The organism is Pseudomonas sp. MS01C9 (genome assembly GCF_058202755.1).
In genome coordinates this window covers 508,132-532,828 of sequence record NZ_CM177073.1, presented here as the reverse complement: position 1 = coordinate 532,828, position 24,697 = coordinate 508,132, and the positions used below count along the sequence as shown (strand labels likewise).

Below are 24,697 nucleotides of genomic sequence, written 5' to 3'. Positions count from 1 at the left end.
CGCCTTGCGCAGGGCTCAGACTTTGAGCACTTTCCCACTGGCCGCCACCGCCACCAGTGACAGCGCAATCAGCCCGAACGCAATGCTCAGGCTGCTGCCATGGGCCACGAACCCGATCAGCGCCGGGCCGGCAAGGATGCCGGCGTAGCCGATGGTGGTGATGGCCGGTACGGCAATCGCTTCAGGCATCAGTGTCTGTTTGCCGACGGCGGTGTACAGCACCGGCACGATGTTCGAACAACCGGCCCCCACCAATCCATATCCCAGCAACGCCGCCTGCCACATTGGTGCCAGGGTCGCCAGCAGGAACCCGGCCGCGGCGGTCGCGCCGCCGTAGATGATCACGCGCCGGGCGCCCAGGCGACGCACCACTGAATCGCCCGTCAACCGGCCGACGGTCATCGTCAGCGCGAACGCGGCATAACCCAGCCCGGCGTAGGCGGTTTCCACCCCGCGCTCGGTGGTCAGGAACACCGCACTCCAGTCCAGCACCGCGCCCTCGGCCAGAAATACGATGAAACAGAGGATGCCGATGAACAACACCACGCCATGGGGAATGGCAAACGCCGGTCCCGAACTCTCACTGCCGTAGGGCAGTAGATGCGGCGCCGCCTTGAACAGCGCCACCAACAGCAAGGCGTTGACCACCAGTGTCGCCCCCAGGGGCGAGAGCCCAATGCCGAGCAAGGCACTGACCCCGGCCGCACCAATGATGCCCCCCAGGCTGAACATGCCGTGGAAGCCCGACATCATGGTCTTGCCACTGGCTCGCTCGACGATCACCGCTTGCAGGTTGACCGTCGAATCCACGGTGCCAAGCCCGGCACCGAACACGAACAGCGCGGCCACCAGCCAGGGTAGCGTCGTCATCGTCGCCAGCAACGGCAGCGCCAGACAGATCAGTATCGTGCCGCCGCTGAGCACCCGACGGCAGCCGAACCGCGCCGCCAGCGCACCGGAAATCGGCATCGCCAGGATCGACCCCACCCCCAGGCACAACAGCAGCAACCCGAGGGTGCCTTCATCGAGATTGGCCCGGACCTTGGCATAAGGCACCAGCGGCGCCCAGGCCGCGATGCCGACACCGGCGATCAGATAGGCAATGCGGGTGGACATCTGTTCCAGGCGTCCGGGGATAAAGGTTGGCGGTGGGGTGATGGCAGTCATGAAACGTCCTTGGTCTGGCGATGCGGTGGTGCGGTAGGGCCCTATGCTTGCATATTCACTGACCGTGCTGCGACTCCAAGGTGCCGACCGCGTTGTCTGCATCGCGAGCAAGTTTTGATCCCACCGTTATGCGTTGACGATTTTGCTCCTGCAGGGGCGCTCGGCATAAAGTACTGCCTCTCGCTGGCGAATACCGGGTTGGGTCCATGACGCAGTTTTATGATGCACGCGGCAATGTTTATGGTGTGGTTTCACCGCAACAGGTCCGTGCCCAGGGCATAGACCTGCCCTCGTCGGCCGGACAGGCGGCAAGGGCGAGGGAAGGTTGGACTTCAGCCGCCATCCATGCCTTCTGCAGTTGGGCGCCGGGCGAAGCCCCGCCGGGGGCCAAGGCCCATCGCTGCGACGGCTTGCTGATCGGGCCATTCCAGAGCGAGCCGCCCTTCGATCTGCTGATCGTCAACACCGATGGCACCCTGGCCGAGCGCAGCGGCAATGGCCTGACGATCTTTTCCCAGGCCCTGAAAGAACGCGGGTTGATAAAGGACGATGGCGATTGCCTGCTGCAGGTCCATCACGACAATCCCCATGGCGTGTCGCCGTTGCGCACATCGGTGCGGGCCGCCATGTTCGAGGGCGTACAGGGTTTCTGGTTGGACCTGGGGCGGCCGTCGTTCGGACCGCAAGCCGTCGGTGCCCGGAACGTGGAGCGCGTGACCTTCCAGCAGCGCGATGTCAGTCGGGTAGCGGCGTTGCACGCCTTGAACCCGGCATGGGGCCACAGCCAGTTCGTGAACATCGGCAATCCGCACTGCGTGACGTTGGTGGACAGGGCCGACGCCCTGCCGGACAACCCACAGATGCGCGCCCCGGCCTTGGCGCAGGGCCTGACCCGCATCGCCTTTGCCGCGCCCGCAGGGTCGGGTTCTCCTTGTCCGGCAGGGGTGAATCTGCAATGGGCGTGGCTCCAGGCCCCGGGACTAATCGTCGCTCGCGTCTTCGAGCGCGGCGAAGGCCCCACGGCTTCCTCGGGCACCAGCGCCAGCGCCGTGGCCAGCGCTGCGTGGCGAGTGGGCTGGGTCGCGGCGGGACCGGTGAGGGTTGTCATGCCCGGTGGCACAGCGCCGATCTTATTGGAACAACAGGATGAGGCGTTGGTGCGAGTTAGGCTGTTCGGCACTGCCAAGGCCATCCCGTGAATCCCTGTGTTCCCGGTAGTGCCGAGGACCCGTCAGGCGCCACCGATGACGCCATCATGATCAGGCTCGTCTCCCAGCGGGGGCAGGTTCAATCCAACACGGGAGCAAACTCCACCACCGGCATCTGCCGCTTCATCAGCACTTCGCCATTGCGAATCGAGTAGAGCGGCAAGCCCTGGCTGCGGATCACTTCGTAGTCGCTGTCCGCCGACAGGATCAGCAGGTTCGCCGGGCGGCCGGGCTCCAGGCCGTAGCGCTCGCCCAGGGCCATGGCCTTGGCACTGTTGTCGGTGACCAGGTCCAGGGCGCTTTGCAGGTTGCGGTAGCCGAGCATATGGCAGATATGCAGGCCGGCTTCCAGTACCCGCAGGATGTTGCCGTTGCCCAGGGGATACCACGGGTCGACGATGGAATCCTGGCCGAAGCACACGTTCATCCCGGCTTCGAGCAATTCGTTGACACGGGTGACGCCGCGGCGTTTGGGGAAGGTATCGAAGCGCCCCTGCAGGTGGATGCTTTCGGTGGGGCAGGACACGAAACTGATGCCCGAATGCCCCAGCAGGCGGAACAGCTTGGCGCAGTAGGCGTTGTCGTAGGAGCCCATGGCCGTGGTGTGGCTGGCTGTCACCCGACTGCCCATGTTGCGGCTGCGGGCTTCTTCGGCAAGCACCTCCAAAAAGCGTGAGTGCGGGTCGTCGGTCTCGTCGCAATGCACATCCACCAGGCAACCGGTGCGTTCGGCCAGGTCCATCAGGAACTTCACCGAGCTGACGCCCTGGTCGCGGGTGTACTCGAAATGCGGGATACCGCCCACCACATCGGCGCCCATGCGAATCGCTTCTTCCATCAGTTCGCGGCCATTGCGGTAGGACTCGATGCCTTCCTGGGGAAACGCGACGATCTGCATGTCCACCAGGTGGCGGCTTTCCTCGCGCACCTGCAGCATGGCCTTGAGGGCCGTCAGTTCAGGGTCGGTCACGTCGACGTGGGTACGCACATGCTGGATGCCGTGGGCGGCGAGGGCCTGGAGGGTCTTCTTGGCGCGGGTCCTGGTGTCTTCCTGGGTGATGGTGGCCTTGCGCTCGCCCCAGCATTCGATGCCTTCGAACAGCGTACCGCTCATGTTCCAGCGCGGTTCGCCGGCCGTGAGGGTAGCGTCCAGGTGGATGTGCGGCTCGACGAAAGGCGGCACCACCAGGTTGCCTCCAGCATCGAGGTCTTCCGGGCCAAGGCTGGGGGCCTCGGTCTGGCGGGCGATATTGGCGATCAGGCCGTTTTCCAGGTGCAGCTCATGCAAGCCTTCACGGTTGCGCAGGCGGGCGTTGATGATGTGCATCGGCGAGTCCTTGTTATAGGTCTTGGAGTGGCGCAACAGCGGTGCGGGTACCCATGACGCCAGTCAATACCACATACGTTAGCGCGCCGGTGGCGATTCCTACCAGTGGCGCGACCCATGGCGAATTGAATGCGGCGACAGTACCCAGCCCATAGGCCAGCAAGCCGGGCCAGTTGAAGGCTGGCAACCGTGCTTCGGCCAGGCGTGGATAACGGCCGCGCCAGCGAAAGAAGAAGTCGGCCATGATCACGCCGCCGATCGGCGGGATGACCGTGCCCAGAAGGATCAGGTAGGGCACCAGCAGGTCGTACATGCCCAGCAGGGCCAGCAGTGTACCGACCAGCGCCCCGCCCAGGGTAACGGCCTTGCGTCGACGGGTTCGCAGCAGGTTGCAGCCGGCCACGGCGAAGTTGTAGATGGTGTTGTCCTGGGTGCTCCAGATGTTGAGCAGCAGCATCGCCATCGCCGCCATGGCGAAGCCCTGCAGCAGCAACACCTCGACCACGTCCGGTTGCTGATAGACGATGGCGCCGTAGGCACCGATCAGCACCATCAGCCCATTGCCGAGGAAAAAGCCGATCAGGCTGGCCAGCACCGCAACCTTCGCCGAGCGGGAGAAGCGCGTCCAGTTGGTGGCCTGGGTCGCGCCGCTGACGAAGGTGCCGAACACCAGCGTGATGGCGGTGGACCAATCGAGGCTGCCTGTGGGAACCACGGCCAGCAAACCCTCGAAACCGCCGATTTTCGTCGTCGCCACCCACATCGACAGCATCAGCAGCAACAGCATGGCCGGTACGGCGATATAGGAAAGGATCTCCAGCCCGCGATAGCCGATGTAGGCGGTGGCGCAGAACCCCAGGCCGAACAGCACCATCAGCCCCAGCACGCTGCCCTGGTCCAGCTCGAAATACTTGCCCAGCACCACGGCCGCGGTGGCCGTGCCCCAGGCGTACCAGCCGATCTGGGTGAAACCCAGGATCAGGTCGCTGAGCTTGCTGCCGACCTCACCGAAACAGAAGCGGCCCATCAGCACCGAGTTGAGCCCGCTCTTGAAGGCGATGTAGCCCAGGCCTGCGGCATACAGGCCCAGCAGCAGGTTGCCGATCACGATCACCGTGAGCATTTCGACAAAACCGAAGGCCACCCCCAGCTTGCCGCCGGCGAACATCGTCGCGGTGAAAAAGGTGAAGCCCAGCAACACCATGGCCGTGGAGGCCAGGCCCTTGCGGGCATGCATCGGCACTTCGCTCAAAGGGTAATCGTTGCCCGGATCGTTCTGAGTCATGTGGCGGACCTTGCAAAAGAGGAAAGACCGCGAGCGTGCAGCGGCCGTGCCAAGCGCGTGATCGCGAGGTTATTTATAGACAATCCTGGGAATTGGGGGGCGCAGGGGGGGCGAAAGCGGTGCGCGAGTGATTCAAGTTGGAACACGGATCCCATTAGCGACGAGCCCTGTGGGAGCGAGCTTGCTCGCGATAGCCTTGTGTCAGATAGCATCAAAGTGACTGCCATGCCGCCATCGCGAGCAAGCTCGCTCCCACAGGAGAATGCGGTGTCTTTCAGGTCGGGGAGGACAGTGGCAAAAACCGCAACATCGCCGCCACGATGGCTTGCGGTGCGTCTTCCTGGACCAGGTGCCCGGCGTTCGGAACGGGATGCAATTGTGCCCCGGGGATCATCCGTTGGAGGGCCTGGCCGCGTTCGATGGGAATCCACTGGTCATCCTCGCCCCAGAGGATCTGGGTCGGGCAGCGCACGCTCGGGTACAGGTCTTGCGCCTCACGGGTATAGCGTTCGTCCATCTGCGCGATCTGCCGGTAGAACGCCGCCTGGCCTGTCTCGCCCAGCCATGGCTTTACGTAGGGCGCCAGTTCCTCGTCCGGGATGTCCCGTTTGATCGCACCACGAATGTACGTCGGCACGATGGCGCGTTGAATGTAGTCGGGCAGGCCGCTGAAGGCGGCTTCATGTTGGCGCACGTGCTGTACGAAGGCGGAGCCCCAGGGCGACAGGGCCACGGGGTCGATCAGGGTCAGGCTGCGGTAGTCCCTGCCGTCGAGCAGATGCGCGCGCAGGGCGGTGGCGCCGCCGAAGTCATGGGCCACCACGTCCGGGCAGTCCAGGCCCCAGTGTTCCAGCAATTGTGCGAGCAACAGGTTTTGCACGCCCAGGGACACGTCGGCATCGGGTTGTGCGGATTGGCCATAACCCAGCAGGTCGAAGTAGTGCACCCGGTGGGTGGCGAAAAACAGCGGGGCGATGCGGTGCCACACGTAGGAAGAGAACGGCGTGCCGTGGACAAATACCAAGGGCGGGCCATCGCCGTGGATGGCGTAGCGGATGGGATGTCCGTTGAAGGTGTATGTCTGATCCAGCGGCCAGTGGGTCATAATCGTGTCCTCTTGGCATGTTCGAGCCAAAGAGCATAGACACAAAAAAGCTGATGTCAGGCAAACAGGGACCTGTGGCGAAGGCAGTTATCCCCGCTGGGCTGCGCAGCAGACCCAAAGCAATGGACTCGATCCGCCTGACACACCGAATGGCGGTTTCAGGACTGCTGCGCGGCCCAGCGGGGGATGAACCCCGCCACAAGGGATTTGGTTATTCGCCGCGATAGATGCAGCCGCTGGTGCATGTCTCATGGATGCGAATGGCACTGAGCTCGGGCAGCAACGGCTTCAATTCATTCCAGATCCACTTGGCCAGGACTTCGCTGGTGGGGTTTTCCAGGCCGGGAATGTCGTTGAGGTAGTTGTGGTCCAGGCGCTCGTACAGCGGCTTGAAGATCGCCTTGATCTCGGAGAAGTCACGAATCCAGCCGGTGTACGGGTCGATATCGCCGTCCAGATGGATCGCCACTTTGAACGAATGGCCATGAAGGCGGCCGCACTTGTGGCCTTGCGGCACGTGGGGCAGGCGGTGGGCGGATTCGAAGGTAAACTCTTTGAAGATTTCCACGGGGTTCGGGCTCTATAGGGTAGCGGTCGCGAGGCAGGCGGCGGAGTTTATCAGTTTGGCTCCGGCGTTGCGCAACCGTGCTGACTAAAGGGTCAGCAATCGCTCGCCCAACCCCCCATTGGCCGTCAGTTCCAGGAACTCGTCGCCCAGCCGTCGGCTTTCGTCCATTGCGGTGCGCCAGTATTTGCGGCGGCTTGGGTCATCGCCCATGAAACGCTTGAAGTCGTTACGATCCGGCAGTTTGCCGAAGGGCAGGCGAGCCAGGTACTCACGGGACGGCGCCAGTAGCAGCACGTCCTGCAGGCGTTCGGCATTGCCCCGGCGCCACGGCAGGCTCTTGTCGAACCAGCCGGGAATGACCCGGTCGGTAAAATGTGGATACAGCACGATGTCATCGCCGCTGTAGGGCAGGTCGAGGTGATAGTCCAGCAGGCCGCCGTCGCGGTAGGTACCGGCACCGGCACCCGGCAGGTCGCGCACGCCTTCCATCACCATGGGAATGGAGCCCGATGCCAGCAAGGCCTGGCGCAGGTTGGCCACCTCCAGCGGGACGAAGCGCGATGGAAAGTCGTTCAGAGGATGCAACGGCGGCGCCAGGCGCGGATCGTGGACGATCAGCCGTTCGAAGTGCCGTGACAGCCGTGCGCGGCCGCGCAGGTTGTCGGCGATCACCGACGACAGGCCCAGGCCCAGCCGCCCACGATGATCCTGCGCGAGCAAGCCATGGCTTTTGACCACCATGATGTTGAGCCGGTAATGCGGGTTGTCGAGGATCGCCGCATCGCGGCCTTCGAGCAGGTCGTCGAGCATGCGCTGCGAACTCTGGCTGACCCCGGCCATGGTCACGCCTTTGGCAAAGCTCTGTTCGTTGTACAAGGTGCCCAGGCGCCGGATCCCTTCGGCGGCATCCGGCAGGCAGGCACTGGCGAAGCGCCAGGAGCCTACCGACGCGCCGATCAGCGAGCGTTCCCGGGGCGCGGCGGGCAGCCATTCACCGAACAGCGCCAGGTCCAGCCCCTGGATCCCCAGGGCCTTGGGCCCCCCGGCGGCGCCGGGCAGGATGCCAACGTCGCGGGCGCTGAGGCCCGCCTCGCGAATGCGCGCGAAAGCACGAGGGCCGGCCTTGAGGGTGAGCGCTGGGATCTTGATGTGGATGGCGGTCATACCGGCCTCGAATGCGTACAGGAGGATGATTATAACGACACAACAACCCGTGGAAGCGAGCCCGCTGGCGATGGCGTCGGCCCATCCCGCGCCGATTCAGGTTCGCACGGCTCTGCCAGCAAGCCCGTCCCTGCAAGCGTTCACAGACGTTGATGTGGGTTCAATGATGGCAATTCAGTTTCAGTTAAGTTCTTCCCGATAGAGTCGTTGCGTGACGATTATAAAAAGGAGACAAACCATGAACCGCCTGACTGCCTTTTTCATCGCGATGTCCATGGCCCTCGGCGCCGGCCTGGCCCAGGCTCGAGACCTTGATGCCGGCGAAGCCCAAAAACTGCAGGACGCTGGTACCATTCAGTCCTTTGAAAAACTCAAGGCCGCAGCCCTGGCCCAGCACCCTGGTGCCACGCTGACGGATGTCGAGCTGGAGGAAGAGTACGGCAAGTACATCTTCCAGGTGGACCTGCGCGATGCCAAGGGCATCGACTGGGACCTTGAATTGGATGCTGTGACCGGCAAGGTGCTCAAGAATCATCAGGATACGTAATGAAGCTTAATCTACGCGCCCGCAGTCCCTGGCTGCTGGCGCTGCTGACGTTTTGTTCGGTGGTCATGGCTCGCGACCTGGACCAGGACGAAGCCCTGCAATTACGCCAGCAGGGCGTGATACTGCCCCTTGAGCATCTGCTGCAACAGGCGCTGGACCGGCATCCCGGCGCCAAGTTGCTGGAAGCCGAGCTGGAGGAAAAGCACGGGGTCTATATTTACGAGGTCGAGCTGCTGGATACCGACGGCGTCGTTCGCGAGCTGGACCTGGAGGCCAAGACCGGCCGTTTACTCAAAGATAAGGAAGATTGATGCGCCTGCTTCTGGTGGAAGATCACGTTCCCCTGGCCGACGAGTTGATGGCCGGGCTTGCACGACAGGGTTATGCCGTCGACTGGCTCGCCGATGGGCGCGATGCGGTGTACCAGGGCAGTACCGAGCCCTATGACCTGATCATCCTCGACCTCGGCCTGCCCGGGGTGCCGGGGCTCGAGGTGCTGGCCCAGTGGCGTGCCGGCGGCCTGAGCACCCCGGTGCTGATTCTCACGGCCCGTGGTTCCTGGGCCGAGCGCATCGAAGGTCTCAAGGCCGGCGCGGACGACTACCTCACCAAGCCGTTTCATCCCGAAGAGCTGCACCTGCGGATCCAGGCGCTGCTGCGTCGCTCCCATGGCCAGGTCAACCAACCGACGCTCCAGGCCGCCGGGCTGCATCTGGACGAAGGGCGTCAATGCGTGGTCCGCGACGGTACGGACATCCAGCTCACGGCTGCCGAATTTCGCCTGTTGCGCTATTTCATGCTTCACCCTGAACAGATCCTCTCCAAGAGCCATCTCTCCGAGCACCTGTATGACGGCGAAACCGAGCGCGATTCCAATGTGCTGGAGGTTCACGTCAATCACCTGCGGCGCAAGCTGGGACGCAGCGTGATCGAGACCCGTCGTGGGCAGGGCTATCTGTTCGGCGGACAGGCGCAATGAGCGCCGGGCAGTGAGGTCCATCCAGCGGCGCCTGAGCCTGGGCCTGATCGGTGTGATGGTGGTGGTCGGCCTGGTCCTGGCGCAGACCAGCCTGTGGTTGTTCGAGCTGGGTTTGCAGCGTTACCTGGAAGCCGGGCTGCGCAACGACAGCGAGAGCCTGCTGGTGGCCCTGGTGCGCGGCCCCCAGGGGTTGCAGCTGGATGAGCGCCGCTTGTCGCCGGCCTATCTGCGCCCGTTTTCCGGGCACTATTTCCGCATCGATTTTGCCGATGTGCATTGGCGCTCCCGCTCCCTTTGGGACCAGGAATTGCCCCGGCTCGAGCATCCGGGCCTGCACAGCAACCTGAAACTGGGGCCCGAAGGGCAGAAGCTGCTGGTGCTGCGTACCGACTACCGGCGCCTGGGCCAGGCGATCTCCATCAGCGTGGCCCAGGACTACACGCCAGTGCGCGACAGTTTCCTGCGCATGCAACAGGTCGGCCTCGGCCTCGGCCTGGCCGGCCTGCTGCTGATCCTGTTTCTGCAACGGATCACGGTGCGCCGGGCCTTGCGTCCATTGGAGGCGGCCCGGGAACAGATCGCCCAGCTACAGCGCGGGCAGCGCTCGCAGCTCGATGAACAAGTGCCCCGGGAGCTGGAGCCGTTGGTGGCGCAGATCAACCACCTGCTGGCCCATACCGAGGACAGCCTCAAGCGTTCGCGCAATGCCCTGGGCAACCTGGGCCATGCCTTGAAGACCCCGCTGGCGGTGCTGCAAAGCCTGGCCTCCAACGAAAAGCTCGATCCCTATCCGGAGCTGCGCAAGCTGTTGCTCGAACAGCTGGAACAGGTGCGGCAGCGCCTCAATCGCGAGCTCAACCGTGCCCGGCTGTCCGGCGATGCGTTGCCCGGCGCGCACCTGGACTGTGACGCTGAGCTGCCCGGGCTGCTGGCGACCCTGAACATGATCCATGGCGAGCACCTGCACCTGGCGTACGTCGCACCGCCCGGGCTGCACTTGCCCTGGGACCGCGAAGACCTGCTGGAACTGCTGGGCAACCTGCTGGACAACGCCTGCAAATGGGCCGACGCCGAAGTGCGCCTGACCGTCACCGAAACCGCCGGGACATTCAGCCTGGCGGTGGAGGACGATGGCCCGGGGATTCCCGAGGACCGGCGTGACCAGGTGTTCAGCCGGGGCACGCGCCTGGACGAACAGACCGACGGCCATGGCCTCGGGCTCGGTATCGTGCGCGACATCGTCGACACCTGGAGCGGTACGCTGGCACTGCATGACAGCGAGTGGGGCGGGCTGAAGGTCGTGATCGAACTGCCCAAGCGCTGAGCTCTATCGCATGACGCCGCCCAACCTGTGGGAGCGGGCTTGCCCGCGATAGCAATCGCTCGGCAGCTATTCATGCGTCCGAACTGACGCCATCGCGAGCAAGCCCGCTCCCACAAGGGGGGCGCTTGGCGCTAGTCAATATCGCGAGATTTGAAAACCCGCCCCACGGCCCTTGCAGCTTGCCGCCGCTTCCTGCAAAGTCGCGGCCTTTTTGTCCGGTGGCCTTCCATCGCTGTGCTTTGAGGTAACGATGATAAATGCAGTAATTGCCGCGGTTGGCGTCATGCTGGTGCTCAGCCTGTCCCGCGTGCATGTGGTGATCGCGCTGATTATCGGCGCATTGGTGGGTGGCCTGACCGGCGGCCTGGGTATCGAGGCCACGCTCAAGGCGTTCAACGCAGGCCTTGGCGGCGGGGCGACAGTGGCATTGTCCTACGCCTTGCTTGGAGCGTTCGCGGTAGCGATTGCCAAGTCCGGCATGGCCCATGCCTTGGCCGACAAGGCCCTGGCCATGGTGGACCGCCAGGACGCCGCTGGTGGCTCCGGTGTGAAATGGGTGCTGATCGGTTTGCTGGGGACGGTCGCGGTCGCTTCCCAGAACATCCTGCCGATCCACATCGCCTTCATCCCGCTGCTGGTGCCGCCGCTGCTCTATGTGCTGACCAAGCTCCAGCTGGATCGTCGGCTGATCGCCTGCGTCATGACCTTCGGCCTGATCACCCCCTACATGTTCCTGCCGGTGGGCTTCGGCAACATCTTCCTCAATGAAATCCTGCTGGCCAACATCGCCCGCAGCGGCGTGGATGTCAGTGGCATCAACGTCACGCACGCCATGGGTATCCCGGCGCTGGGCATGGTCTTCGGCCTGGTGCTGTCGTTCTTCACCTATCGCAGGAAACGCGTCTACGACCTGAAGAAGATCGCCAGGGCCGAACAAGTGGCGGTGCGCTACAACCCGTTGAGCCTGGCGGTGGCCGGGTTGGCAGTGGCTGCGGCGTTCGCCATCCAGCTGCTGCTGGACTCGATGATCATCGGTGCCCTGGTCGGCTTCCTGATTTTCTCCATCTCGGGGGTGGTGCGCTGGCGCGAAACCGACGACTTGTTCACCGAAGGCATGAAGATGATGGCGATGATCGGCTTCATCATGATCGCCGCCTCGGGTTTTGCCGAGGTGATGAAGGCCACCGGTGAAGTCCAGAGCCTGGTGGAGACGTCGGCGGCGTGGATCGACCACAACAAGGGTGTCGGTGCGCTGATGATGTTGCTGGTGGGCTTGCTGGTCACCATGGGCATCGGCTCGTCGTTCTCCACGGTGCCGATCCTGACGACGATTTTCGTGCCGCTGTGCCTGCAGCTGGGCTTCAGCCCCCTGGCCATCGTCTGCATCGTCGGCACGGCCGGCGCCCTGGGCGACGCCGGCTCGCCTGCCTCGGACTCGACCCTGGGCCCGACCTCCGGCCTGAACATCGACGGCCAGCACCACCACATATGGGACACCGTGGTGCCGACCTTCATCCACTACAACCTGCCGCTGCTGGCGTTTGGTTGGGTGGCGGCGATGGTGCTGTAGCCTCGAGACCGAGTCGCCTCAATCGCAAGCAGGCTCGCTCCCACAGGGAATTGCACTCCAATGTGGGAGCGAGCCTGCTCGCGAAGGGGCTGCCCAGATCAACCCTTCCCTGAGCCCCTGCTCACCTTGTCCTACAGTTTTGCCGTGCGATGCCGTTAATACAGCTAACCACGCCAATAACACCTACAAGAGTGAACAGCATGCGCCTGAGCCTGAAGGCTAAAGTCCTGTCCCTGGCAATACTCCCGGTATTGCTGTCCGCTGTGATCATCAGCCTGACCACGGCATTCATCCTGAAGGAACAGGCCGCCAACGAGGTCCGACAGACCCGTGAACGCCTGCTCGCCGAGGCCAAGGCCACGCTGCAGAATTACGTGGCGGTGGGCCTGACCGCCATCAAGCCGCTGTACGATGCCGCCGCGCCCGGCGATAACGCCGCGCGGGCCCAGGCGATCAAGCTGCTGTCGAACGTCAGCTACGGCAAGGACGGCTATTTCTTCGGCTACGACTCTGAAACCGTGCGCCTGTTCAAGGCCAACAGCCCCGATGGCGTGGGCAAGAGCTTCAAGGACAACCGTGACCCGAACGGTGTCTACGTCAACCGTGACCTGGTGAAAGTGGCCAAGGACGGGACGCATTACCTCGAATACAGCTCGCCGCTGCCCAACAGCAACGAACTGGTACCCAAGCTCGGCTACACCGAATACCTGCCCAAGTGGGACATGGCGGTCGGCAGCTCGGTCAACCTGGACGGCATCGAAGGCCAGGTGGCGCTGGTGGAAGCCAAGGTCCACGATCGTGTACAGGGCGTGATATTGAGCATCGTCGGCATCGCCGCCGTCGTGTTGCTGGTGATCGCCGTGGTGGGGTTGCTGCTGGCCAATACCATCCTGCGGCCGCTGCATCTGATGAAGGACAACCTCGACGACATCGCGGCCGGCGAGGGCGACCTGACCCGGCGCCTGCCCATCACCAGCCAGGACGAGCTGGGCCAACTGGCCGGTTCGTTCAACCGCTTCGTCGACAAGATCCATGGCCTGGTGCGCCAGATCACCGACATGACCTCGCAACTGACCGGCTTGGTGACCCAGGTGTCCGAGCAGGCCCAGCGTTCCGAACAGGCCATGGAACGCCAGCGCCACGAAACCGACCAGGTCGCCACGGCGATCAACCAGATGTCTTCGGCCGCCCAGGAAGTGGCTCGCAGCGCCCAGGGTGCCGCCGTCGCGGCCCAGCAGACCGATGAAGAGGGCCAGTCCGCCAAGCGCGTGGTCGCCGGCAGCATCCAGCAGATCCATGCCCTGGTGAACGACATTCGCAGCAGTGGCCTGTCCCTGGACAGCCTGCAGCAGGACGTGGCCTCCATCGTCAGCGTACTGGGGGTGATCCGCTCGATCGCCGAGCAGACCAACCTGCTGGCCCTCAACGCCGCCATCGAGGCCGCGCGGGCGGGGGAAGCGGGGCGAGGTTTTGCCGTGGTGGCCGATGAAGTGCGGGCCCTGGCCAGCCGGACCCAGCAGAGTACCCAGGAGATCCAGGGCATGATCGACCGCCTGCAATCGGGTACCCATGCGGCGGTGGAAGCGATGCGTCGTTCCAGCGAGGCCGGTGACGGCACTTCGGTGCAGGCCAACGAGGCGGGCGCCTCCCTGGATGCCATGGCGCAGTTGATCGGCACCATCAACTCGATGAACGCCCAGATCGCCAGCGCCGCCGAAGAACAGACCGCCGTGGCCGAGGAAATCAACCGCAGCGTGCATCAGATCGCCGTGGCGGTGGACAGCGTCGCCGACGAAACCCAGCGGGGTGCCCAGACTTCCCGCAGCCTCAACGACCTGGGCCAGCGCCTGGGCAAGCTGGTGGGGCAGTTCCGCATCTGATCCCGCCGCAGCAGGAGCTGCCGAAGGCTGCGATCTTTCGCTCTCGATCCAGTTGTTTCGCCTGGGCTACCGGGCCCTATCGAAAGTGGAGGATCGCAGCCTTCGGCAGTTTCTGCCGCGACCAAAGGCCGGGCAGGGCCCTGTGGGTGCGAGCTTGCTCGCGACAGAGGCGGATCGGTCATCGAAGTGTTGCCTGGGCAGCCGCCATCGCGAGCAAGCTCGCTCCCACAGGGGCAACTGTAACCGCTAGGGTGCCTGCACATCCCGCATCAACAACCCGAACCGCAGATCCACCGCGTCCGGGATCGGCACGTACACCACATGTCCATCCCCCGGGGCGACGTCGATGCTCTGGCCCTTGGCGTTCTGCAACTGATGCAGGTCGAAGTGGAAGTTGCCCTTGGGCGTCATCAATTCCATGTGATCGCCCAGGCCGAAGCGGTTCTTGACCCTTACTTCCGCCAGGCGCTCGCGACGCTCGCCGGTCAGTTCGCCGACGAACTGCTGGCGCTCCGACACCGAGCTGCCGTTCTGGTAGTTCTGATATTCATCGTGCACATGCCGCCGCAGAAAGCCTTCGGTGTAGCCGCGCTGGGCCAGTGATTCGAGGTCGGTCATCAGGCTGCGGTCGAATTCCCGGCCGGCCACGGCGTCGTCGATCGCCCGGCGGTAAACCTGGGTGGCACGGGCGCAATAGAAGTGGGACTTGGTCCGGCCTTCGATCTTCAGCGAGTGCACCCCCATGCGGGTGAGCCGCTCCACGTGCTGGACCGCACGCAGGTCCTTGGCGTTCATGATGTAGGTGCCGTGCTCGTCCTCGAAGGCGGGCATGGACTCGTCCGGGCGATTGGCCTCCTGGAGCAGGAATACCTGGTCCGTGGGGGCGCCCAGGCCGAGCGTGGGTTCGGGCTGGTAGCTCTGCACGATTTCGCCGGTCACGTTTTCCATGGCCGGTTGCGCCGAATACTTCCAGCGACAGGCATTGGTGCAACTGCCCTGGTTGGCGTCGCGCCGGTTCAGGTATCCCGACAGCAGGCAGCGCCCGGAATAGGCCATGCACAGCGCGCCATGGACGAACACTTCCAGCTCCATGGCCGGGACCTGCTGGCGAATCTCGGCGATTTCCTCCAGGGACAGCTCCCGGGACAGGATGATCCGGCTCAAGCCCTGTTGCTGCCAGAACTCCACGCTCGCCCAGTTCACCGTGTTGGCCTGGACCGACAGGTGGATGGGCATCTCTGGGAAATGCCGGCGAACCAGCATGATCAGTCCCGGGTCGGACATGATCAGCGCATCCGGCGCCATGGCGATCACAGGTTCCAGATCCTTGAGGAAGGTGCGCAGCTTGGCGTTGTGCGGGGCGATGTTGACCACCACGTAAAACCGCTTGCCCATGGCCTGGGCCTCGCCGATGCCCAGGGCCAGGTTGGCGTGATCGAATTCATTGTTGCGCACCCGCAGGCTGTAGCGCGGCTGGCCGGCGTACACCGCATCGGCTCCGTAGGCGAAGGCATAGCGCATGTTTTTCAGGGTGCCGGCGGGGGCGAGCAGTTCGGGGGCTACGAGGGGCATGGTGGCGTCGGATCGCAAAAAGCGGCGAGGGTAATCCGCGTCCGGTCGAGCAGTATTGATGCAGGTCAATGCGGGGGGGGGCAAACGCGACGGCACTCCGGCGAATCCGGGCTGACTAACGTTTATCCCGCCTCTGGACATGGAAAGCTGATGAATCGAAAGATGCTGCAGAACAAAGCCCAGATGTCGCTGTTGGTGCTGGTCACCGTCGCGTTCATCTGGATCCTGTTACCCTTCTACGGAGCGGTCTTCTGGGCGGTGATCCTGGCCATTGTCTTTGCGCCGATGCAGCGTCGCGTGCAGCTGAAGTTCGGCTGGCAGCGCAACGTCACCTCGCTGTTCACCCTCAGTATCTGCGTGCTGATCGCGATCCTGCCGGTGATCGTCATCAGCATGCTGCTGGTGCAGGAGGGCACGGCCCTCTACAAGAGCCTGGAGAGCGGCGAGCTGGACGTTGCCGATTACCTGGCCCGGTTCAAGGAAGCCTTGCCGCCGTATTTCCAGAACCTGTTCGACCGTTTCGGCCTGGGTAACCTGAACGGGTTGCGCGACAGAATCGTCAAGAGCGCTATGCAGGGCAGCGAGTTCTTCGCCACCCAGGCCTTCAGCTTCGGCCAGGGGACTTTCCAGTTCCTGGTCAGCTTCTTCGTGATGCTCTATCTGCTGTTCTTCTTCCTGCGCGATGGCGCGGAACTGGCGCGCAAGGTGCGCGCCGCCGTACCGCTGGCCGAATACCAGAAGCGTCGGCTGCAATTGAAGTTCAACCGGGTGGTGCGGGCGACCGTCAAGGGCAACCTGCTGGTGGCGATCACCCAAGGGGCGCTGGGTGGGCTGATTTTCTGGATCCTGGGCATCCCGACGGTGTTGCCATGGGCGGTGCTGATGGCGTTCCTGTCCCTGTTGCCTGCCGTTGGCGCGGGGCTGGTGTGGGCGCCGGTGGCGGTGTATTTCCTGCTGTCGGGGGCGATCTGGCAAGGTGTGGTGCTGACGCTGTTCGGCGTGTTCGTGATCGGGCTGGTGGATAACTTCCTGCGTCCGATCCTGGTGGGCAAGGACACCAAGATGCCTGATTACCTGGTGCTGGTGTCGACCCTGGGCGGCCTGGCGGTGTTCGGGCTCAACGGGTTCGTGATCGGCCCCTTGATCGCCGCGCTGTTCATCTCGTGCTGGGCGCTGTTCGTGGAAAGCCAGCCCAAGGTGAAGCTGCCTTAGGCTCTGTACGAAAAGTCTTGAAACCAAGGTCAGGCAAGGCGAAAACAGCCGAACAAGCGCCGTGTACTGGAGTGCATGAGCATTGCGAGGCAGTTTTCAGCGCGACATGAACCCGTATCAAGGCTTTCTTAGGCGGTCAGCACATAGGGGCCGATACGTTGGGACAGGGCCTGGGCGGCGGGCAATGAAGTCAGCGGGCCGCTGATGGTCACGCCATCCTGCACCAGATACCAGCAGGCCAGCAGACCGCGTTCCCTGAGCGGGGCGGGGACGGCACTGCCGATGACAGACATGATTCGAACCTTGGACATTGGGCACCTCCATCAATCGATGGAGCTACCTTACGGTTCAGGCGGCGGGACGAAAAATCAACAGTCTCGATAGTAGGAATCGACGCCGCTCAGTCGACCACCAGATCGAGCATATGCACCACTTCCCGCTCATTGAGTACGCCCTTGCGGACCAGGTTCTCCGTCAGCAACGAAAGAAACTTGGCGCTGCGATGGCCTTCCAGGTGCTTGAGCTCGGTCAACACGTTATACACCTTGCTGGAGGTGCACAGGCCGACGATGCGGTGGGGATTTTGTGTGGGCATACCTTCGTCCTTGTTGTTATGAAGCTGTTGTTGACGGACAGCGCCAGCTTGCGGCAGCGCCATGACACTCGCGTGACAGCTTGGGTTTGAGAAAAAGAAAGCAGGATTCAGACCATAATGCCTTTTTGGCGCCGGATTATTGTTCTGGCAGCGACCTCGGGGAGGCTTATTCGGCCATCCCCCAGGCTGAATGCGACGCCTGGCTCAAGCTTTGCCCCTGTACAGGGCAAAAGCCGCCCACAAAAAAGCCCCTGAACCTTTCGATTCAGGGGCTTCTTGTCTTGCTGTCTGGCTCCACGACCTGGACTCGAACCAGGGACCCAGTGATTAACAGTCACTTGCTCTACCAACTGAGCTATCGCGGAATGACGCGTATGTTACTGATTAGAAAAGAGAAGTCAAGCTTTGGGTGGTGAATCGGGCGCTCGAAGGGAGGTGGGTGCTCGCTCGGTCACTTGTTACTGCTTCACACAGCCTAGACGCCGAGGAAACAGAGGACCTTGTGTGAGCGAGCAAGCCCGCCCCCACAAAATCTTACTTTCCCGTTATTTCGCGGGCCTCATATGACCTGCACGATCGCCTTGGTCACCGCATCGATGTTGTTCTGGTTCAACGCGGCCACGCAGATGCGACCGGTGTCCAGGGCGTAGATACCGAACTCGTTGCGCAGGCGCGCCACTTGTTCAACGGTCAGGCCGGAGTAGGAGAACATACCGCGCTGGCGTGCGACGAAGCTGAAGTCGCGGTGCGGCGCTGCCTTGGCCAGCATGTCCACCATCTGATTGCGCATGCCGCGGATCCGCAGGCGCATTTCAGCCAGTTCCGCTTCCCACTGGGCACGCAGCTCGGGGCTGTTGAGGACGGCGGCCACGATGCTGGCACCGTGGGTCGGCGGGTTGGAGTAGTTGGTGCGGATCACGCGCTTGACCTGGGACAGCACCCGGGCACTTTCTTCTTTCGATTCGCTGACGATCGACAGTGCGCCAACACGTTCGCCGTACAGGGAGAACGACTTGGAGAACGAGCTGGACGCGAAGAAGGTCAGGCCCGATTCGGCGAACAGGCGCACGGCCGCCGCGTCTTCGTCGATACCGTCGCCGAAGCCCTGGTACGCCATGTCCAGGAACGGAACGTGATTCTTGGCCTTGACCACGGCCAGCACGTTTTTCCAGTCTTCGGGGCTCAAGTCCACGCCGGTCGGGTTGTGGCAGCAAGCGTGCAGCACAATGATCGAACGGTCGGGCAGGGCGTTGAGGTCTTCCAGCAGGCCCGAGCGGTTCACGTCGTGGGTGGCGGCGTCATAGTAGCGGTAGTTCTGTACCGGGAAACCGGCGGTCTCGAACAGGGCGCGGTGGTTTTCCCAGCTTGGGTCGCTGATGGCCACGACGGCGTCGGGCAGCAGTTGCTTGAGGAAGTCGGCCCCGATCTTCAGCGCGCCGGTGCCACCCACAGCCTGGGTGGTGATGACGCGACCGGAGGCGATCAGGGGCGAGTCCTTGCCGAACAGCAAGGTCTGCACCGCCTGGTCATAAGCGGCAATACCGTCGATCGGCAGGTAGCCACGGGAAACGTGCTGGGCCACGCGAATCGTCTCGGCTTCGACCACGGCGCGCAGGAGTGGAATACGCCCCTCTTCATTGCAGTACACGCCTACGCCCAGGTTGACCTTGTTGGTACGGGTGTCGGCGTTGAATGCTTCGTTGAGGCCCAGGATGGGGTCGCGGGGTGCCAATTCGACAGCGGAAAACAGGCTCATTATTGCGCGGCTCTGAATGGAGTAAGAGGGGACGTGTCACGCTCCAGCCGAATGCACTAGAGCGGTGCACAAACGGGGAGCTAGTATAGAGGCCATCACCGGGTACCGCGACAGGCGATTCAGCTTTTACGGTAAGTATTTTCGATTTTTTTTCGACCGTTAGTCCTGGTGCGGCGTCAAAGTCCACAAGGCGCGTAGGACGTCCGTCTTGAAAGCGAAGGCATTCAACTCCACATTGGATGCATTCCAGCTTTTTCTTCGGGCGACATCCGTCGTTTCGGTCTTTCTCGTTTCTGTCGCCTGGCCGACAGGAGTGAATCCAGAGGTTATGTCATGTCTGAATTCCAGCTCGTCACCCGATTCAAGCCCGCCGGCGACCAGCCGGAAGCCATCCGCCTGATGGTCGAAGGTATCGAGGCGGGCCTGGCCCATCAGACGCTGCTCGGCGTCACCGGTTCGGGCAAGACCTTCAGCATCGCCAACGTGATCGCCCAGGTGCAGCGTCCGACCCTGGTACTGGCGCCGAACAAGACCCTGGCGGCGCAGCTGTATGGCGAGTTCAAGGCGTTTTTCCCGAACAACGCGGTGGAATACTTCGTTTCCTACTACGACTACTACCAGCCTGAAGCCTATGTGCCTTCGTCGGACACCTTCATCGAGAAGGATGCCTCGATCAACGACCACATCGAGCAGATGCGGCTGTCGGCCACCAAGGCGTTGCTGGAGCGCAAGGATGCGATCATCGTCACCACGGTGTCGTGCATCTACGGCCTGGGTAGCCCGGAGACCTACCTGAAGATGGTGTTGCACGTCGACCGCGGCGACAAACTCGATCAGCGGGCCTTGTTGCGGCGCCTGGCGGACCTGCAATACACCCGCAACGACATGGATTTCGCCCGGGCGACCTTCCGGGTGCGTGGCGATGTGATCGACATCTATCCGGCGGAATCGGACCTGGAGGCGATCCGCATCGAGTTGTTCGACGATGAAGTGGAGAGCATTTCGGCGTTCGACCCGCTGACCGGCGAGGTGATCCGCAAGCTGCCACGCTTTACCTTCTATCCCAAGAGCCACTACGTCACGCCCCGGGAAACCCTGCTGGACGCCATCGAGGGCATCAAGGCCGAGCTGCAGGAACGCCTCGAATACCTGCGTTCGAACAACAAGCTTGTGGAAGCCCAGCGCCTGGAGCAGCGAACCCGTTTCGACCTGGAGATGATCCTGGAGCTGGGCTACTGCAACGGTATCGAAAACTACTCGCGTTACCTGTCGGGTCGCCCGGCGGGCGCACCGCCGCCCACCTTGTACGATTACCTGCCGGCCGACGCCTTGCTGGTGATCGACGAATCCCACGTCAGCGTGCCCCAGGTCGGCGCCATGTACAAAGGCGACCGTTCGCGCAAGGAAACCCTGGTGGAATACGGGTTTCGCCTGCCCTCGGCGCTGGACAACCGACCCATGCGCTTCGATGAATGGGAGAGCGTCAGCCCGCAGACGATCTTTGTCTCGGCCACCCCCGGCAATTACGAGGCCGAGCATGCCGGACGCGTGGTCGAGCAGGTGGTACGTCCCACCGGGCTGGTCGACCCGCAGGTGGAAGTGCGTCCGGCGCTGACCCAGGTAGATGACCTGCTCTCGGAAATCAACAAGCGCGTGGCGGTGGAGGAGCGCGTGCTGGTCACTACGCTGACCAAGCGCATGGCCGAAGACCTTACCGATTACCTGGCCGATCACGGCGTGCGGGTGCGTTACCTGCACTCGGACATCGACACGGTGGAGCGGGTCGAGATTATCCGCGACCTGCGCCTGGGAACCTTCGACGTGCTGGTGGGCATCAACCTGCTGCGTGAGGGCCTGGACATGCCGGAAGTGTCCCTGGTGGCGATTCTCGATGCCGACAAGGAAGGATTCCTGCGCTCCGAGCGTTCGCTGATCCAGACCATCGGCCGCGCCGCCCGTAACCTCAACGGCCGGGCGATTCTCTACGCCGACAACATGACCGGCTCCATGGAGCGGGCCATCGGCGAGACCGAACGCCGCCGCGAGAAACAGATCGCGTTCAACCTGGCCAACGGCATCACGCCAAAGGGGGTTTTCAAGGACGTGGCGGACATCATGGAAGGCGCCACCGTGCCAGGCTCTCGCAGCAAGAAGCGCAAGGGCATGGCCAAGGCCGCCGAAGAGAGCGCACGCTACGAGGCCGAACTGCGCTCGCCCAGCGAAATCACCAAGCGTATCCGCCAGTTGGAAGAGAAGATGTACCAGTTGGCCCGGGACCTGGAATTCGAGGCAGCGGCGCAATTGCGTGACGAAATTGGCAAGTTGCGGGAGCGGTTGCTGACTGTCTGAGGCTGCGTGGCGACCTCAAGGGCTTCATCGCGAGCAAGCTCGCTCCCACAGTTCGATCGAGTCGCCCCATGATCCCTTGTGGGGAGCGAGCTTGCTCGCGATGGGGGCGACTCGGTCTGACGACTGGCCACACAAATCCCGCTCTCACTGGAGCCCGCCCGCCATCGCCTGTTACCATTCGCCCCCTGTTTCATCTTCGCTTTTATATTCTTTCCGAGACATGCCATGACCACCGTCCGCACCCGCATCGCGCCTTCGCCCACTGGCGATCCCCATGTCGGCACCGCTTACATCGCCTTGTTCAACTATTGCTTTGCCAAGCAGCATGGCGGTGAGTTCATCCTGCGGATCGAGGACACCGATCAGTTGCGCTCGACCCGTGAGTCCGAGCAGCAGATTTTCGACGCCTTGCGCTGGTTGGGCATCGACTGGAGCGAAGGTCCGGATGTCGGCGGCCCGCACGGTCCGTACCGCCAGAGCGAGCGTGGTGACATCTACAAGCAGTATTGCCAGCAGTTGGTGGACATGGGGCATGCGTTCCCGTGTTTCTGCACCGCCGAAGAGCTGGACCAGATGCGCGCCGAGCAGATCGCCCGTGGCGAAACCCCGCGCTATGACGGCCGGGCGCTGCTGCTGTCCAAGGAAGAAGTCGCTCGTCGCCTGGCGGCCGGCGAGCCCCATGTGATCCGCATGAAAGTGCCGACCGAAGGCGTCTGCGTGGTGCCGGACATGCTGCGTGGCGATGTCGAGATCCCGTGGGATCGCATGGACATGCAAGTGCTGATGAAGACCGACGGCCTGCCGACGTACTTCCTGGCCAACGTGGTCGACGATCACCTGATGGGCATCACCCACGTATTGCGCGGTGAAGAATGGCTGCCGTCGGCGCCGAAACTGATCCTGCTGTATGAATACTTCGGCTGGGAGCAGCCGCAGCTGTGCTACATGCCGCTGCTGCGTAACCCGGACAAGAGCAAGCTGTCCAAACGCAAGAACCCCACCTCGGTGACCTTCTACGAGCGCATGGGCTTCATGCCCGAGGCAATGCTCAACTACCTGGGCCGCATGGGCTGGTCGATGCCGGACGAGCGCGAGAAGTTCTCGCTGCAGGAAATGGTCGAGCACTTCGACCTGTCGCGCGTCTCCCTGGGCGGGCCGATCTTCGACATCGAGAAGCTGTCGTGGCTCAACGGCCAGTGGTTGCGCGACTTGCCGGTGGAAGAATTTGCCGTTCGCGTGCAGAAATGGGCGCTCAACCCCGAGTACATGATGAAGATCGCGCCCCATGTGCAGGGCAGGGTAGAGACATTCAGCCAGATCGCGCCGCTGGCCGGCTTCTTCTTCGCCGGTGGCGTGACACCGGATGCGAAGCTTTTCGAATCCAAGAAGCTCTCCGGCGACCAGGTGCGCCAACTGATGCAGCTGATCCTCTGGAAGCTCGAAAGCCTGCGCCAGTGGGAAAAGGACACGATCACCGCGACCATCCAGGCCGTGGTCGAGTCCCTGGAGTTGAAACTGCGCGATGCCATGCCGTTGATGTTCGCTGCCATTACCGGCCAGGCCAGCTCGGTATCGGTGCTCGATGCAATGGAAATCCTCGGGCCGGACCTGACCCGTTTCCGCCTACGCCAGGCCATCGATCTGCTCGGTGGCGTGTCGAAGAAGGAAAACAAGGAGTGGGAAAAACTGCTGGGCGCCATCGCCTGAGCAGTCGATGAGGCAGGGCATGCCCCGGTTTTCCGGGGTTTGTCGGTAAGTGATTGTTATCCCGGCAAAAAATTTTCAAATTTGTTGAAAATAAATTTGACAGCCTTCTGATACGCCCTTAAGATTCGCCCCGTCCTCAGCGATGAGGGGCTATAGCTCAGCTGGGAGAGCGCTTGCATGGCATGCAAGAGGTCGACGGTTCGATCCCGTCTAGCTCCACCAATTTACACTTCAAGGCTTGGCCACACCGGCCTTGAAGCGATCAACACTCAGCGTTGATCAGTTGTTAGAAGGGTTTGCGTCCCCTTCGTCTAGTGGCCTAGGACACCGCCCTTTCACGGCGGTAACAGGGGTTCGAGTCCCCTAGGGGACGCCAGTTTTACAGAAGCGATGTTACAAGATGTCGCTCCGCCGCGAGGCGAAAAATCCGGGGCTATAGCTCAGCTGGGAGAGCGCTTGCATGGCATGCAAGAGGTCGACGGTTCGATCCCGTCTAGCTCCACCAATTTGAACTTCAAGGTCTGGCCACACCGGCCTTGAAGCGATCAGTTCTCAGCGCTGATCAAGTCAGAAGGTTTGTGTCCCCTTCGTCTAGTGGCCTAGGACACCGCCCTTTCACGGCGGTAACAGGGGTTCGAGTCCCCTAGGGGACGCCACGATTACCCGCACTGCGGGATTTTTAAGGGTCATTCAATTCTTGAATGGCCCTTTTGTTTGTCTGGCGTTCGGCCAATTCTCCAATACCCCAACTCACGTACCTGACCAACGGTCTCTTTTCTGCTTGCAGAAAATTATTATGCGGATAATATTTCAATCGTAATATTCGGAGGCAGCGATGAGCGATAAAAAGGCACAAACCCGTGAACGCATTATCAAGGCCGCCAGCGACGCGCTGATCCAGCGTGGGCCGGCGGAACCGAGCGTGGGCGAGGTGATGGGAGCGGCCGGGCTGACGGTCGGTGGTTTCTATGCCCATTTTGAAAGCAAGGACGCCCTGATGCTGGAGGCGTTCAAGCAACTGCTGGGCCGGCGTCGCGGCATGATCGCGGATATGAATGCCGAGCTGACCGATGAAGAGCGGCGCGCCCTGGTGGCCGCGTTCTATCTGTCGCGAAAGCATCGTGACTCCACCGAGAACGCCTGCCCGATTCCTGCCTCCATCGGCGAGCTTGGCCGGCTGCCGGATCCGTTTCGTGAAGTGCTCAATGAACATATCGAGTTGATGGCTGCACAACTGGCAGGCAGCCCGGACGACGCCGATAAAGCCCTGGCCGACATCGCATTGATGGTCGGTGGCCTGGCCCTGGCACGGGCATTGGGTCCGGGGGAGCTGTCGGATCGTTTGCTGCGTGCGGCCAAGTCGGCGGTGCGTTGAGCCAACA

General features: G+C 62.7%; 21 protein-coding genes, 5 tRNA genes and 1 pseudogene. 16 read left to right on the top strand and 11 right to left on the bottom strand.

Annotated features, from left to right (window positions below):
• Positions 1–15: 15 nt before the first annotated feature.
• Positions 16–1,167 (bottom strand): MFS transporter, encoded by a 1,152-nt coding sequence (locus tag AC1M7R_RS02520; protein WP_092180086.1) that lies wholly within the window; start codon positions 1,165–1,167, stop codon positions 16–18.
• Positions 1,168–1,373: 206 nt separating this feature from the next.
• On the opposite strand from AC1M7R_RS02520, the gene AC1M7R_RS02515 reads away from it, so the two are divergent.
• Complete coding sequence (locus tag AC1M7R_RS02515) at positions 1,374–2,366, top strand: diaminopimelate epimerase (RefSeq protein WP_072392168.1); 993 nt, start codon at positions 1,374–1,376, stop codon at positions 2,364–2,366.
• Positions 2,367–2,454: 88 nt separating this feature from the next.
• On the opposite strand, the gene codA is transcribed toward AC1M7R_RS02515, so the two are convergent.
• The 5 genes from codA to AC1M7R_RS02490 all read right to left on the bottom strand — a co-directional run bounded on the left by codA (position 2,455) and on the right by AC1M7R_RS02490 (position 7,824).
• Complete coding sequence (gene codA, locus AC1M7R_RS02510; protein WP_076406569.1) at positions 2,455–3,702, bottom strand: cytosine deaminase; 1,248 nt, start codon at positions 3,700–3,702, stop codon at positions 2,455–2,457.
• A 13-nt stretch (positions 3,703–3,715) separates the two neighbouring features.
• Complete coding sequence (codB, locus tag AC1M7R_RS02505) at positions 3,716–4,987, bottom strand: cytosine permease (RefSeq protein ID WP_072392174.1); 1,272 nt, start codon at positions 4,985–4,987, stop codon at positions 3,716–3,718.
• 274 nt (positions 4,988–5,261) lie between these two features.
• A complete protein-coding gene (locus AC1M7R_RS02500; protein ID WP_072392177.1) occupies positions 5,262–6,092 on the bottom strand; it encodes an alpha/beta fold hydrolase in 831 nt (276 codons plus the stop codon).
• 211 nt (positions 6,093–6,303) lie between these two features.
• Positions 6,304–6,660, bottom strand: coding sequence for a 6-carboxytetrahydropterin synthase QueD (gene queD / locus AC1M7R_RS02495; RefSeq protein ID WP_092180080.1), 357 nt, complete (start codon positions 6,658–6,660; stop codon positions 6,304–6,306).
• An 84-nt stretch (positions 6,661–6,744) separates the two neighbouring features.
• Entirely contained in the window at positions 6,745–7,824 is a 1,080-nt protein-coding gene (locus tag AC1M7R_RS02490; protein ID WP_072392184.1) for a hypothetical protein, read from the bottom strand.
• Between the two features lie 238 nt (positions 7,825–8,062).
• Between AC1M7R_RS02490 and AC1M7R_RS02485 the strand changes: the two genes are divergently transcribed.
• The 7 genes and pseudogenes from AC1M7R_RS02485 (at position 8,063) to AC1M7R_RS02455 (ending at position 14,124) form a co-directional block, all read left to right on the top strand.
• The gene (locus AC1M7R_RS02485) at positions 8,063–8,371 is read left to right on the top strand and encodes a PepSY domain-containing protein (protein ID WP_072392188.1); all 309 of its coding nucleotides are present in this window, start codon (positions 8,063–8,065) and stop codon (positions 8,369–8,371) included.
• The gene (locus AC1M7R_RS02480) at positions 8,371–8,682 is read left to right on the top strand and encodes a PepSY domain-containing protein (RefSeq protein ID WP_072392191.1); all 312 of its coding nucleotides are present in this window, start codon (positions 8,371–8,373) and stop codon (positions 8,680–8,682) included. Before AC1M7R_RS02485 ends, AC1M7R_RS02480 begins: the two co-directional genes overlap by 1 nt.
• On the top strand, positions 8,682–9,350 hold the full coding sequence (locus tag AC1M7R_RS02475) for a response regulator transcription factor (RefSeq protein WP_072392196.1): 669 nt from the start codon (positions 8,682–8,684) through the stop codon (positions 9,348–9,350). Before AC1M7R_RS02480 ends, AC1M7R_RS02475 begins: the two co-directional genes overlap by 1 nt.
• 10 nt (positions 9,351–9,360) lie before the next feature.
• Positions 9,361–10,674: an ATP-binding protein gene (locus AC1M7R_RS02470; RefSeq protein ID WP_072392199.1), complete on the top strand. Its 1,314-nt coding sequence runs from the start codon at positions 9,361–9,363 to the stop codon at positions 10,672–10,674.
• A gap of 253 nt (positions 10,675–10,927) precedes the next feature.
• Entirely contained in the window at positions 10,928–12,244 is a 1,317-nt protein-coding gene (locus tag AC1M7R_RS02465) for a Na+/H+ antiporter family protein (protein ID WP_165887874.1), read from the top strand.
• A 149-nt stretch (positions 12,245–12,393) separates the two neighbouring features.
• Positions 12,394–13,218: pseudogene (locus AC1M7R_RS02460) on the top strand (cache domain-containing protein); the annotation flags it as partial.
• An 84-nt stretch (positions 13,219–13,302) separates the two neighbouring features.
• Positions 13,303–14,124: a methyl-accepting chemotaxis protein gene (locus AC1M7R_RS02455; protein ID WP_371128591.1), complete on the top strand. Its 822-nt coding sequence runs from the start codon at positions 13,303–13,305 to the stop codon at positions 14,122–14,124.
• 246 nt (positions 14,125–14,370) lie between these two features.
• Here the strand turns inward: AC1M7R_RS02455 and trhP are convergent, their stop codons facing one another.
• On the bottom strand, positions 14,371–15,696 hold the full coding sequence (gene trhP, locus AC1M7R_RS02450) for a prephenate-dependent tRNA uridine(34) hydroxylase TrhP (protein ID WP_072430691.1): 1,326 nt from the start codon (positions 15,694–15,696) through the stop codon (positions 14,371–14,373).
• A gap of 150 nt (positions 15,697–15,846) precedes the next feature.
• Here trhP and AC1M7R_RS02445 point away from each other — a divergent pair, with 150 nt between their 5' ends.
• Positions 15,847–16,908: an AI-2E family transporter gene (locus AC1M7R_RS02445; RefSeq protein ID WP_072392211.1), complete on the top strand. Its 1,062-nt coding sequence runs from the start codon at positions 15,847–15,849 to the stop codon at positions 16,906–16,908.
• A 128-nt stretch (positions 16,909–17,036) separates the two neighbouring features.
• Here AC1M7R_RS02445 and AC1M7R_RS02440 read toward each other — a convergent pair whose 3' ends face one another.
• The 4 genes from AC1M7R_RS02440 to AC1M7R_RS02425 all read right to left on the bottom strand — a co-directional run bounded on the left by AC1M7R_RS02440 (position 17,037) and on the right by AC1M7R_RS02425 (position 19,259).
• On the bottom strand, positions 17,037–17,219 hold the full coding sequence (locus tag AC1M7R_RS02440) for a hypothetical protein (protein ID WP_072392214.1): 183 nt from the start codon (positions 17,217–17,219) through the stop codon (positions 17,037–17,039).
• Positions 17,220–17,308: 89 nt separating this feature from the next.
• Entirely contained in the window at positions 17,309–17,503 is a 195-nt protein-coding gene (locus AC1M7R_RS02435; protein WP_072393063.1) for a hypothetical protein, read from the bottom strand.
• Between the two features lie 289 nt (positions 17,504–17,792).
• Positions 17,793–17,868, bottom strand: a tRNA-Asn gene (locus AC1M7R_RS02430).
• A gap of 194 nt (positions 17,869–18,062) precedes the next feature.
• The gene (locus tag AC1M7R_RS02425) at positions 18,063–19,259 is read right to left on the bottom strand and encodes an amino acid aminotransferase (RefSeq protein WP_072392217.1); all 1,197 of its coding nucleotides are present in this window, start codon (positions 19,257–19,259) and stop codon (positions 18,063–18,065) included.
• 333 nt (positions 19,260–19,592) lie between these two features.
• Here AC1M7R_RS02425 and uvrB point away from each other — a divergent pair, with 333 nt between their 5' ends.
• The 7 genes from uvrB to AC1M7R_RS02390 all read left to right on the top strand — a co-directional run bounded on the left by uvrB (position 19,593) and on the right by AC1M7R_RS02390 (position 24,690).
• Positions 19,593–21,608 (top strand): excinuclease ABC subunit UvrB, encoded by a 2,016-nt coding sequence (gene uvrB, locus AC1M7R_RS02420; protein ID WP_072392220.1) that lies wholly within the window; start codon positions 19,593–19,595, stop codon positions 21,606–21,608.
• A 225-nt stretch (positions 21,609–21,833) separates the two neighbouring features.
• The gene (gltX, locus tag AC1M7R_RS02415; protein ID WP_490610218.1) at positions 21,834–23,315 is read left to right on the top strand and encodes a glutamate--tRNA ligase; all 1,482 of its coding nucleotides are present in this window, start codon (positions 21,834–21,836) and stop codon (positions 23,313–23,315) included.
• 146 nt (positions 23,316–23,461) lie between these two features.
• Positions 23,462–23,537, top strand: a tRNA-Ala gene (locus AC1M7R_RS02410).
• 78 nt (positions 23,538–23,615) lie between these two features.
• A tRNA-Glu gene (locus AC1M7R_RS02405) sits at positions 23,616–23,691 on the top strand.
• Positions 23,692–23,744: 53 nt separating this feature from the next.
• Positions 23,745–23,820 (top strand) — tRNA-Ala (locus AC1M7R_RS02400).
• 75 nt (positions 23,821–23,895) lie between these two features.
• A tRNA-Glu gene (locus AC1M7R_RS02395) sits at positions 23,896–23,971 on the top strand.
• A gap of 179 nt (positions 23,972–24,150) precedes the next feature.
• On the top strand, positions 24,151–24,690 hold the full coding sequence (locus AC1M7R_RS02390) for a TetR/AcrR family transcriptional regulator (protein ID WP_072392227.1): 540 nt from the start codon (positions 24,151–24,153) through the stop codon (positions 24,688–24,690).
• Positions 24,691–24,697: the final 7 nt, after the last annotated feature.